This window comes from Alteromonas sp. ABH4_453 (genome assembly GCF_056160665.1).
Genome location: NZ_JBSWXP010000004.1, coordinates 119,648 through 131,102, shown reverse-complemented (window position 1 = coordinate 131,102; position 11,455 = coordinate 119,648). Strand labels below are relative to the sequence as shown.

Sequence of the window (11,455 nt, the reverse complement as noted above, 5' to 3'; positions counted from 1 at the left end):
ACACAAAAAAGGTCACTATATGTGACCTCTTTTATTGTGATTTGAACGAATGCGTTAGTCGTTCGCCGCTACTTGTGTTGAAAACGTATCTGAAAACCAATCGTTAAGCATGGCTTTTTCGTAGGATAGCGATTCCGTTCGATTGCGACGTATATTCGATTCCATAAAATCCATATCTTTAAGTTTTACATCTTCACCGCTTAAAATGACTTGACCGTCGGCATTAGCTAACGAGTAACTAAATGTCATTCTAGGAATATCAATGCGCTTAATGATACGCACGTCGCTGCCTGCGCCGTTGCCAAATCCCACAAATTGACTCGGCCACACTTGGCCGGCTAAATCAACGTTCGTTACCGTCATAGACAATACCTGCGATTCTGGCAATTCACTGGCTAATTCAACGATATGCGATTCGAGCTCTTTTAACGTGCGCTCTCGAAAGCGTTTACGAGATTCGTTAGTCGGCCTCACATCACTGTAAGACTCCGGCTCTTCCCACGTAATTTTAACCTCAGCGGCTTGAGTGGGAACAAAAACGGCAAGAAGCCCTATTGCTGCGGCGCAACTTAAACAAGAAAAAGTACGTAATTTATTCACTTTCATGCTCCTAAATTCAGTCGATTTAACTTCGGGTTAGCAAGCGTGACGAGAGAAATTAATTTAGCGCTATTAACGCAGCATATTTCCTACAAAAAGGCTCATGTCATTGTGCAACTTGCATAACTGGCGACTGCTTAATGATTAGGCATAACTTAGCGCGTTTAGTTCCCGTAAAATTTGGGTTTATATCGTCATTCTCACAATAGGTGTGGTGGAAACGTTTCACGCTAGCGCTATCGGCTGTGATTTGTTTAACGTAACTCTGCTGGTATGGCTTTAAAGGGCTAAGCTGTATATTTATTCTATCTTGTAAACTTTGCAGTTCTTTGCGCTCTGGAAGAGTGGCGATAGACACCAGCCAGTCGGAAACAGAGTTTTGAATATCTTCAAAGAGATACTGAACAAAAGGAGATCGCAGCACAATTATTAAAACAATAATTTCAGCAGCGATAATAAAGAACCTAAACATGACTTCTCAGCTAATTTCGGCGAACGTTCACAACAAATAGCACCCAAATGGGGCGGATTGAGACACAATATGCCCTCAATTTTTTTGCCAAATTACATTATAACAACGTCCACTGTACATGATTTGGGCGCTAAATAACCATAATATTGGCGTTAATAGTAGTTCGATAACTGATTGTGAATAAATACAGTAATCTATACGCTGGTATATATAGGGACGGTTAGGCTTTGATCTACAAACCTTAAAAGTCTCAATTCACGTTGAACGACTGATTGCTCGCAACTTAAATTGCCGCGAATATGACATTTATATCTGACATTTTGTAAGTTAGCTTGCAACAGCTGTTTGTAAAGTTTTACATCAAAACTCTATTACACCTCGTTAAAACCAAATGAATGGAAAACCTTCTGAAGTTTCAGTATTGACTGAAACTTTAAAAAGGTAGACCATACGTCGCATTATTGATCTATATTAAATATGACGTGTTGAACGCAGTTATACTGCACAGGCAGTTTGTTACGTCACATAAGGTTAAGTTATGAATGAACAAATACCGGTAAAGACCGTCACGCCGGTAAAAGTACATAAACCCAAGGGCACACCTGAGGGAAAACGCCACGATTCTCGTAGTCGTATTTATGTGCGAGCAGTACAAGGCCCTTTAGAGACCTTTAGACGCATGTTTGGCCTCTTCTTTTTGGGTCTTTTCGCCATCATTCCGTGGATTCAGTACAACGGCCACCAAGCCGTGCTGCTTGATATTGGCGAGCAGCGATTTACTATATTCTCACTAACCTTATGGCCTCAAGACCTCACTTTACTGGCCTATATATTCATTGTTTCCGCCTTTGCACTATTCTTTGTCACCACTTTCGCTGGTCGTGTGTGGTGCGGATTTATGTGCCCTCAAACAACTTGGGTATACATTTATACTTGGTTCGAAGAGAAGTTCGAAGGCCCGCGCAATAAACGTATAGCGCTAGATGCGCGTAAAATGGATGCAGATAAGTTTTTGCGTAAAACGGCGAAACATACCGCTTGGGTATTAGTAGCACTGCTCACTGCTTTAACTTTTGTTGGCTACTTCACGCCAATTGATGAACTGTTTGTTGATTTTGTAACATTAAATACCAGTTTCTGGGCAGGATTCTCTGTTATTTTTTTTGCAGTTTGTACCTACGGTAATGCAGGCTATATGCGTGAAATTATGTGCACGCACATTTGTCCTTATGCACGTTTCCAGTCAGCCATGTTCGACAAAGATACGTTCACCGTATCGTACGATGCAAAACGCGGCGAACAGCGCGGCCCACGCCCTCGAAAGCTCAGTCACGAACAGGTGCAGGAAAAAGGCTTAGGTGACTGCATTGACTGTAATTTATGTGTTCAAGTCTGCCCTACCGGTATCGATATTCGCAACGGCCTTCAATACGAATGCATCAACTGCGGTGCTTGTGTTGATGCCTGTAACGGCGTTATGGACAAGATGGGCTATCCCAAAGGCCTGATAAGCTTTACCTCGGAAGAAGAACTTGCTGGCGGTAAAACTCATATATTGCGCCCTAAATTAATTGGGTATTTTGTCGTACTTGTTGTTATGACCGGCTTGCTATTCGCTAATATTTGGATGCGCAGCCCCACCGAAGTCGACATTATCCGCGATAGAAATTCCCTATACCGCGAAACGAATGAAGGGCTAATTGAGAACGTCTATACAATAAAAGTACTTAACAAAACACAGCAAACCCAAACCTACTCTATTGCTGTAAAAGGTCTGCCTGACTACGAGTATATAGGTGAGCAAACTGTAACAGTTGAAGGCGGTGCGGTGTATAGCACGCCAATTTCAGTTGCAACTGACGCCTATAATCTGGAAGATACGGTTACCGATATTTTTATCAGTGTAACCACCACAATTGATGGGGAAACGGTTACTGTTGATGAGCCAACTAAGTTCCTTTATCGATGACAGATTTTTCATTCTCTGGGCTTAGCCCAGACACCATATTAGATGCCCTGGAAAGTCAGGGCATTTTTCTTCAAAGCGGTTTGCTAGCACTAAATAGTTATGAAAACCGCGTCTATCAGTTTTTGGCTGAAGACGGTCAGCGCTATGTAGCAAAATTCTATCGCCCAGGTCGATGGACCGACGCTCAAATTCTTGAAGAACACGCGTTTGCTGCAGAGCTAATCGATAACGAAATTCCATTGGCTGCGCCCATTTCTCTCAATGGCAGCACGCTGCATCACCACACCGTGGCCGAAACTGACTATCGATTTGCGTTATTTCCTTCGGTAGGCGGCAGGCAATTCGAAAATGACAACCTTGATCAACTCGAATGGATGGGGCGTTTCATTGGCCGTATTCACCGCGTGGCCCATGCTAAAGGGTTTGCACATCGCCCCTCGATTGATATTGAAAGTTACCTCGATGAACCGAAGCAGGTGCTTACGCAAAGTACACTTTTGCCAGAGCATTTAAAGACAGCATTTTTTGCCATACTTAACCCCGTTATTGATGCCACGAAAAAAGCGTATAAGCCAACATCTAGTATTCGACTTCACGGTGACTGCCACCCAGGCAATATACTGTGGCGCGACGGTCCGACCTTCGTTGATTTAGATGATTGCCGCATGGGCCCTGCTATCCAAGATTTGTGGATGATGCTAAGCGGCGACCGCCAACAACAGCTTTTGCAGCTCGATACTTTGGTTGAAGCATACGAAGAGTTTCACCCGTTTGACACTGCACAGTTGCCACTTATTGAGCCCCTTCGCGCAATGCGCATGGTGCATTACATGGCATGGCTTTCTCGTCGTTGGGAAGACCCTGCGTTCCCTCGGGCATTTCCTTGGTTTGCTGAAGATAAATACTGGGAAGGCCAAATACTTGCCCTTAAAGAACAGCTATCTGCACTCCAAGAGCCCCCGCTCAAATTGGGTTACTGATTCAACTTTCACATGACTTAACAGAGCGCTTTTTCGGTGCTTTAATGCATTTCGAAAAGGCGTAAGGTATAAGAAACCGTATTCGCTATCACTTTTTAAGTTCTATATACTCGCGCTGTGTAGGTGCTTTTGTCGCTATCCATTACAACCTAAGTGACAAAAGTTAAACGGGAAATCAGTGAAAGGCTGATGCTGCCCCCGCAACGGTAAACTCAACGCATTGTCGTTTTCTTTTCTTTGCGCCACTGTCATTTATACGTTAACGCGCTACAGCGCAATTAAACGCCACTAGATGGGAAGGCAAAAGAGCCACTACCTTATCGGTATTGGTGAGTAAGCCCGGATACCGGCCTGTACTTCATGGTGTCGTTTGCTTGCTCACATCCATAATTAAGCAAAAACGTGCACTTTCCCTAATCATGTGCTCGGGTGGAGCGCATCAAAGACAACATAAAAACCATGCGTACACATTTTACTAAAGCAGCCCTTAGCGCTGCAGTTATTTCGTGCTTAAGCACACCTGCCTTTGCTCAAACTTCTGACCAAGATATTGAAACCTTAACAGTAACAGGCACGCGTTTGCCTATTTCGTTAACCAAACTTCCTGGTTCAGTATCGGTGCTAACTGAAAGCGACATTAAAGCGTCGGGCTCACTTCAACTTACCGAACTAATTCGCGGCCTACCGGGCGTTAGCTTGTCTCAGTCAGGCAGTCCTGGTGGCTTAACAGAGCTGCGCGTGCGCGGCGGTGAAACCAACCATCTACTTGTTTTAATTGATGGCGTTGTTGCCAACGACGTAGGCCAAGGAAGCCTGGTTGACCTTGCTCACCTAACTAGCGCCAACGTAGTGCGCATTGAGCTACTTCGCGGTCCGCAAAGTGCAAGGTGGGGAAGCGGCGCAATTGGTGGTGTATTAAGCATTACCACTAAATCTGGCCAGTTTGCCGACAATATTTCCTACGTAGATTTTTCTGCTGGCGTTGGCACACAAGGTACGTTGCAGGGCAGCATGAATGCGCGCTCACAAAGCGATAATGTGGGGGTGTCTGCCTATGCAAGCTACATTAGAACTGACGGCGATAATGTGTCTCGCGTTGGAAACGAAGATGATGGCTATGACAATATGACTGCCGGCATAAACCTTAATTATGCCGCCACCACCGAGCATACCTTCATCGCGAATTTACGTACTGTTCAATATGAAAATGACTATGATAGTACTGACTTTGTAATAACCGGCCTGCCAGCTGATTCAGACAACGTAACTGACGGCACACAAATTAGCGCGAAGTTAAGATGGGAATTTGCCCCTGAAAACACAGGCTACCGCTCGGCATTAAGTGCACACTATCGTAAGGATGAAAACGATAATACTGAATCGGGTACTGATACAGGCGGCACCACGGGTGAGCGTATTGAGTTAAACTGGACCGGTTTTTACACCATCGACAATTGGGATTTTGCAGGCGGCGTTGAATATCTACAGCGTCTTTTTGACCAGCGCGGCCCTATTGTATTTGGCGATCCTAATCAAAAACAACACGACAACACCTACAGCATATTTGCAGAAGCAAACAGTCAGTTTACCGAGTCGCTAACGGCAACATTAAGCGCAAGGTTCGACAACAATAGTGAATTCGATAACGCCGCAAGTTATCGCGGCGGACTCACATGGCAACTTAACGATTACTACGCCGTTTTTACCAGCTATGGTAAAGCCGTTAAAACCCCTACTTTTACCGAGCGTTTTGGTTACTTCCCAGCGAGCTTTATAGGTAACCCTAACCTTGAGCCCGAAAGCAGTGAAGAATGGGAAGTAGGCGTTAAGGCAAACTGGCAATCACTGTCTGCACAAATCAGCGCTTACACTACTGACCTTGAAGATGAAATTAACGGCTTTGTATATGTTTCTGACTTAGGTGCGTTCAGTGCGGATAATATCGATGGTGAAAGTTCACGAGAAGGGGTTGATGTAGAGCTAAACTGGGACAGTGGCTATGGTGACATTTCTGCCGCCTACAGCTACCTAGACGCTGAACAAACTGACAGTGGTATCACAAGCACAGAGTTACGTCGTGCTCGCCATCAAGGCTCGTTAACTTATACCTCTGACTTTGGTACAGAAAAGTTCAGCTTTTACACTAAGCTGGCCTACACTGGAAGTCGCTACGACACTTTCTTCCCGCCATTTCCTGAGCCATCTCAAACGTTAGCGCTTTCAGCTTATACCCTTGTTACCGTTAACTTCGGTTATCAAATTGACAGTCAGTGGCAGGTCTCGTTGAAAGTCGACAATGCATTTGATGCCGACTATGAAGACATTGTGGGCTATGCGGGTCAAGAGCGTCGCGCGCTACTTTCTGTTAGCTATACTATGTAGTTAATTTAGGCTTAGCCTAGCAATTTATCCGGCTACATCTTGGTGTAGCCGTTTTTCGTTCAATAGTTCCACGTCTATTGTATTGCTGTAGTTTTTGCATCTAATTATTATCATCTCTTTTACCGCTAACCTAGGCGTCAGATCGTTCCCTTTCTCACGTCTTATGATCTCCCCTTCGCAGTTAATGTTATTCATATTCTATTCATAGTAAGAGGTTTATTCTGCGACAATCGCTTATCCTATCGCAGCCAATGTTAACCTTATCGCGTACTAAGACCTTGTTGCGAAACAGGTCCTAGTTAAGCGAATAAGGCTGTGATAATCTCAACTTTGATAATCGTTTTTTTAATACAGGATCATAATCCATGAAAAAGTTTGCAGTAATGTTTGTCATGGCAATGCTTTTGCCATTAACAGCTTGTGCTCAAGAGCCGGCGTCTAAATGGAAAGAAGGCACGCACTATAAAGTGCTTGATAAAGAAGCCACAGATAAACCCGTAATTACTGAGTACTTCTCATTTTGGTGCCCCCACTGCTTCCAATTTGAACCAATCGTTGCACAAATTAAAGAAAAGAAAAGCGACGGTACTAAGTTCAACAAAGTACACGTAAACTTTATGCGCTTTACCGGCCCAGAAGTTCAGGACGATGCTACCAAAGCTATGCTTATTGCACGTGCAATGAAGCAAGAAGATGCAATGAACGGCGCTATCTTCAACTATATTCATAAACAGCGTGCGTCTATCACAGGCCTGAAAGACCTTCGCAACATCTTCGTAGTTAACGGCGTAGACGGTGCAGAGTTTGATAAAATGGCGAAGAGCTTTGGCGTAAACAGCATGGTTCGCAAAAACCAACAGCAAATCGATGAGTACCGTGAACACCTAACTGGTGTGCCTAGCTTTATTATCAACGGTAAATATCAGCCAACGTTTACCTCTGATATGACCTTTGATGACATCGCTGACCTTATCGTGTGGTTATCAGAACAGAAGTAATTGCTTCTTATCAATTACACTTCACATTTTACCCTCAATAATTGAATGGGCGCCAAGGCGCCCATTTTTACGCCCAAGAGCCTTTTGACATGCATGCTGTTAGTGATTTTGCCGAATTCATCTGTGAACTCGATCAACTTAAAGCGGTGAAGCGCCAGATTACGCTTCCAAGTGATGACTACCGTCAGGAAAACTCCGCCGAGCACAGCTGGCATGTCGCATTAATGGCAAACATGTTAAGTGAATATGCAGCCAAGCCAATTGATATCACGCGAGTTATTCGCATGATCCTTATTCACGATATCGTGGAGATTGACGCTGGCGATATGTTTGCATTTAACGAGCAGAGCGATCACGATGCGCAAGCTGAAAAGGAAATTGCGGCCGCAAAGCGCATTTTTGGTTTATTACCAAGTCCACTCGATAGCGAATTGCTCAATTTATGGCTTGAGTTTGAAGCAGCAGAAACTGCCGATGCAGAATTTGCTAAAGCCATGGACCGAGTACTTCCTGTATTTCAAAATATGAAAGACAATGGAGGAAGCTGGAAGCGTCACGGTATCGCAAGAGAGAAAATTGAAGCGCGAAATGCACATTTAAAATCTTGTGCGCCAGCACTGTGGGACTATGTTACTCAACAGCTAGATATTGCCGTTGAAAAAGACTGGCTAAGTCAATAACGACTTAGCCAATCTAGTTTCGTGAAGCTATAACGCTAGGTTAGGTCTGAGAGTTAATTCGCATAGCAATTAAAAACGTGTACCAATCCACATCCAAAAGCGATTAGTGTCTACTTTTATATCGCCCGCGTCGTAGGTACCGTACTTGATACCGAAATTGTACTTACCCGCAAATTTTTTGGTGTATTGAACATTAACTTCGCTACCTAAATCATCAACACCATTGCTGCTGTCGTCAGCGCTGAAATCATGATATGCCAAAAGCCACTTACCACCGGCTAGGCCGCCAGAAAGTGAAAACTTCAGGTCTTGTAAGCCTTGTGCTGGTGTCCCCAAAAACTGATCGGTCCAACCGTTGAACTTGTGCATAGTAGCAAGAGGTGTAGCAAACCCGTACAGTCCATCATCTGAACCTAGTACTTCATAATCGACTTCAGCGGTTACACCAGAGAAGGTTGCGGCTAGATAGGCATTTAGGTAAGACGCGTCGAAATCAGTGGCTGCCTCTCCTGCGCCAGCTTCGCTCGATTGCGTAGCAAACTCAGCGCCATAAGCCCAATTTATGCTGTCACCTTTCATCTTTCCATCATAGCTTACGCCATACGTATCCAGTGTATTGTCTGTATCATTATCTACTTCTAATAAATACGCGTAGGCCACAAACTTACCGATTTTCGACTTATAAGTAGCGTGAAGGATATGATCTTTTGAATCTAAATCAGCGGCTTCGGCGAAAATACGGTTACGTTTATATAAATAGCTATAGAAAAGCTCTAGATTGTCAGTTGCCGCATATTTTGCGCTTACGGCATCAAAGGTCTGGCGGTCCTGTCTCCAACCAACGTGACCAACAAATCTGTGGTCATCTAGCGTAATAACTTGGCGACCAACCTTGGCGGTAAAACCATCTGTTTTGTATTGAATAAAGGCTTGGTCAACTTCGGTCGTTTCAGGGTCAGCAATAACCGAGTATTCACCCACATTGAAGCCAGTAGGCCCTACGGTAAACTCATCTTGCCCCATTACAATGCGGCTGTCTTCAACCTCAGCGGTAAATGAGAAACCATTAACACTTCCCGAGCTAAAGCCTAAACGTGTACGTAACGTTAGCGCGCTTGCATCTTCTAGCGCGTTGTCTTGATCTACGGCCTCATAACGCAAGTTTAGGTCTGCCCATGCCTTTGAGTCGCTTAGCGCTGTGTGAATATCCGCAGCCATCGCGCTGCTGCCTAGTACTGCTATAACAGAGGCAGCTAACATATTAATGCTCAGTTTTTTAAACGTGTTCATGCGTGTTCCCTATCGATTTTGATTTTAGCTTTTTATTAGTCAATACTTACCCAGCCAGCATTAAAATGCCGGTTGAAATGTAAGAGTTATGAATTGTGAGCGGTACAACTACCGCCCTTATCAGATGCCGATAGTGCTAGGCAGCATCTGATTTTTTAATATCTTTTTTTTCAGATGTCACCCCGCTGGGTTTTGATGTTGCGTTGTTAGTTCTGGAAGTAACGGTTTCAACCTTCTTCTGTTTGTCGTAAAGGAAGGTTAATACCTCATGTCGGTAGTGGTTATATTGTTTGTTGTCGGCAAGTGCTAATCGATCACGCGGGCGAGGCAACTCAATATCTAGAATTTCACCAATGGTGGCGGCGGGCCCATTGTTCATCATTACGATGCGATCAGATAGCAATACCGCTTCATCCACGTCATGGGTAATCATGATGACGGTGTTACCCAAATCAGCATGAATTTCCATTAAAGAGTCTTGAAGGTGTGCACGAGTTAATGCGTCAAGCGCCCCGAACGGTTCGTCCATCAATAGCACTTTAGGTTCCATTGCCAGCGCGCGCGCAATACCTACACGTTGTTTCATACCCCCGGAGATCTCACTAGGTAGCTTATCGAGTGCGTGGGTCATGTGTACCAGCTCTAAGTTGTGCATGATCCATTCGCGCATCTCGCCTTTACTCTTGCCCCGCATGGTGGATTTAACCGCCAACTCAACGTTCTTATATACCGTAAGCCAAGGCAATAACGAGTGATTTTGAAATACTACAGCGCGCTCTGGTCCAGGCTGCTTTACTTCAGAGCCATCTAATATTACGCCTCCAGAAGTCGCTTGGTGTAAACCCGCGATAATATTCAGCACTGTCGATTTTCCGCAGCCAGAGTGACCAATTAGTGATACGAATTCGCCTTTACTAATTTTTAGATTTACATCTTGAAGCGCAGTAAAGGGGCCCTTTGGAGTGGGGAAGTCGATACCTACCTGCTCTAACTCTAAGTGTTTAGTGTGCATAAATTTCTCCTCAAAATTAGCGTAATACGCTCGACTTATCCCAGCTTACCGCGCGCTGAATTGATAACATTAAACGGTCCAGTACAAAGCCGATGACACCAATAGTTAATACTGCCACCATGATTCGGGCTAAGGATTCTGAACTACCGTTTTGAAACTCATCCCAAACAAACTTTCCTAACCCTGGGTTTTGGGCAAGCATTTCCGCTGCTATGAGTACCATCCAACCAATACCAAGCGATAATCGAAGCCCAGTGAAAATCATTGGAATTGAAGATGGCAGTACTATTTTCGTAAGGTGCGCAAAAGGCGTAAGACGCAGCACTTTGCTCACGTTAATAAGATCTTTTTCAATGTTTGACACCCCTACCGCTGTGTTAATAAGAGTTGGCCATAGGCAGCAAAGCGAGACCGTGAAGGCAGAAGTCACAAACGACTTTGAAAACGCCGGGTCTTCACTGACATAAAGCGCACTCACTACCATAGTAACTAGTGGCAACCAGGCTAGTGGCGAAACGGGCTTGAATAACTGAATAAGTGGGTTTATGGCCGTGTATGCTGATTTGCTTAAACCACACAAAATTCCCAATGGGACTGCGACTACTGATGCAATAAAAAATCCAACCATAACCGTGTAAAGGCTAGTCCAAATTTGATCGAAGAAAGTAGGTGCACCGGTAAAGTCTCGTATCTTTGGCTCATAAGTAGGGTCTTGCGCCACACGCGCTGCATTTCGTTCTTCTTGGCGTTGATAGAAGGCATCTGCCTTTTCACGCTGGGCAATATGCTCGTCAATTAAAGCCCCTGCTTGTTCAAAAACTTGTGCTGGGCCTGGGAATTGCCCTAACGATGTATCGATACTTTTTGCAACGCCATTCCAGATGGCCAGAAACATCAGCAAGCCGATTACAGGCAGCAACAACGCAGGCGTGGATTGATAAAAACGACTCAATAAAGTGTTTGCGTTTGACGGCGATGATGGAAGGCGAAGAATGGTTGTCATCTTGCTCATTGCTTGCTCCTGATACTTAATGTGCGCTATTGCGCTTTGAATGCCCCGCCTTCACCTTAG

The 11,455-nt window shown here is 44.5% G+C and carries 10 protein-coding genes and 1 riboswitch; of the genes, 5 read left to right on the top strand and 5 right to left on the bottom strand.

Annotation, left to right across the window (positions count from 1 at the left end):
* Positions 1-54 precede the first annotated feature (54 nt).
* Together ACXAGV_RS09335 and ACXAGV_RS09330 are read right to left on the bottom strand one after the other, a co-directional pair.
* Positions 55-600 (bottom strand): DUF3016 domain-containing protein, encoded by a 546-nt coding sequence (locus ACXAGV_RS09335; RefSeq protein WP_474873018.1) that lies wholly within the window; start codon positions 598-600, stop codon positions 55-57.
* A gap of 106 nt (positions 601-706) precedes the next feature.
* Positions 707-1,072, bottom strand: coding sequence for a hypothetical protein (locus ACXAGV_RS09330; protein WP_474873017.1), 366 nt, complete (start codon positions 1,070-1,072; stop codon positions 707-709).
* A 538-nt stretch (positions 1,073-1,610) separates the two neighbouring features.
* Here ACXAGV_RS09330 and ccoG point away from each other — a divergent pair.
* The 5 genes from ccoG to ACXAGV_RS09305 all read left to right on the top strand — a co-directional run bounded on the left by ccoG (position 1,611) and on the right by ACXAGV_RS09305 (position 8,081).
* Positions 1,611-3,041, top strand: a complete 1,431-nt coding sequence (gene ccoG / locus ACXAGV_RS09325) for a cytochrome c oxidase accessory protein CcoG (RefSeq protein WP_474873016.1) — start codon at positions 1,611-1,613, stop codon at positions 3,039-3,041.
* Positions 3,038-4,021 (top strand): serine/threonine protein kinase, encoded by a 984-nt coding sequence (locus tag ACXAGV_RS09320; protein WP_474873015.1) that lies wholly within the window; start codon positions 3,038-3,040, stop codon positions 4,019-4,021. The genes ccoG and ACXAGV_RS09320 overlap by 4 nt, the downstream gene beginning before the upstream one ends.
* A 104-nt stretch (positions 4,022-4,125) precedes the next feature.
* Positions 4,126-4,390: riboswitch (cobalamin riboswitch) on the top strand.
* 90 nt (positions 4,391-4,480) lie between these two features.
* Positions 4,481-6,403: a TonB-dependent receptor plug domain-containing protein gene (locus tag ACXAGV_RS09315; protein WP_474873014.1), complete on the top strand. Its 1,923-nt coding sequence runs from the start codon at positions 4,481-4,483 to the stop codon at positions 6,401-6,403.
* Between the two features lie 365 nt (positions 6,404-6,768).
* The gene (locus ACXAGV_RS09310; protein ID WP_334059125.1) at positions 6,769-7,401 is read left to right on the top strand and encodes a thiol:disulfide interchange protein DsbA/DsbL; all 633 of its coding nucleotides are present in this window, start codon (positions 6,769-6,771) and stop codon (positions 7,399-7,401) included.
* 89 nt (positions 7,402-7,490) lie between these two features.
* A complete protein-coding gene (locus ACXAGV_RS09305; protein WP_474873013.1) occupies positions 7,491-8,081 on the top strand; it encodes an HD domain-containing protein in 591 nt (196 codons plus the stop codon).
* 69 nt (positions 8,082-8,150) lie between these two features.
* Here ACXAGV_RS09305 and ACXAGV_RS09300 read toward each other — a convergent pair whose 3' ends face one another.
* From ACXAGV_RS09300 to ACXAGV_RS09290, 3 genes are all read right to left on the bottom strand, one after another.
* The gene (locus ACXAGV_RS09300) at positions 8,151-9,371 is read right to left on the bottom strand and encodes an alginate export family protein (protein WP_474873012.1); all 1,221 of its coding nucleotides are present in this window, start codon (positions 9,369-9,371) and stop codon (positions 8,151-8,153) included.
* Between the two features lie 136 nt (positions 9,372-9,507).
* Positions 9,508-10,383, bottom strand: coding sequence for an ABC transporter ATP-binding protein (locus ACXAGV_RS09295; RefSeq protein WP_474873011.1), 876 nt, complete (start codon positions 10,381-10,383; stop codon positions 9,508-9,510).
* Positions 10,384-10,399: 16 nt separating this feature from the next.
* The gene (locus ACXAGV_RS09290; protein ID WP_474873010.1) at positions 10,400-11,395 is read right to left on the bottom strand and encodes an ABC transporter permease; all 996 of its coding nucleotides are present in this window, start codon (positions 11,393-11,395) and stop codon (positions 10,400-10,402) included.
* Positions 11,396-11,455: the final 60 nt, after the last annotated feature.

What these genes read in the sequence shown, in the direction of transcription:
- ACXAGV_RS09300 (WP_474873012.1), bottom strand. Translation starts at nt 9,371, where the DNA reads ATGAACACGTTTAAAAAACTGAGCATTAATATGTTAGCTGCCTCTGTT.
- ccoG (WP_474873016.1), top strand. Translation starts at nt 1,611, where the DNA reads ATGAATGAACAAATACCGGTAAAGACCGTCACGCCGGTAAAAGTACAT.
- ACXAGV_RS09320 (WP_474873015.1), top strand. Translation starts at nt 3,038, where the DNA reads ATGACAGATTTTTCATTCTCTGGGCTTAGCCCAGACACCATATTAGAT.
- ACXAGV_RS09290 (WP_474873010.1), bottom strand. Translation starts at nt 11,395, where the DNA reads ATGAGCAAGATGACAACCATTCTTCGCCTTCCATCATCGCCGTCAAAC.
- ACXAGV_RS09305 (WP_474873013.1), top strand. Translation starts at nt 7,491, where the DNA reads ATGCATGCTGTTAGTGATTTTGCCGAATTCATCTGTGAACTCGATCAA.
- ACXAGV_RS09315 (WP_474873014.1), top strand. Translation starts at nt 4,481, where the DNA reads ATGCGTACACATTTTACTAAAGCAGCCCTTAGCGCTGCAGTTATTTCG.
- ACXAGV_RS09330 (WP_474873017.1), bottom strand. Translation starts at nt 1,072, where the DNA reads ATGTTTAGGTTCTTTATTATCGCTGCTGAAATTATTGTTTTAATAATT.
- ACXAGV_RS09295 (WP_474873011.1), bottom strand. Translation starts at nt 10,383, where the DNA reads ATGCACACTAAACACTTAGAGTTAGAGCAGGTAGGTATCGACTTCCCC.
- ACXAGV_RS09310 (WP_334059125.1), top strand. Translation starts at nt 6,769, where the DNA reads ATGAAAAAGTTTGCAGTAATGTTTGTCATGGCAATGCTTTTGCCATTA.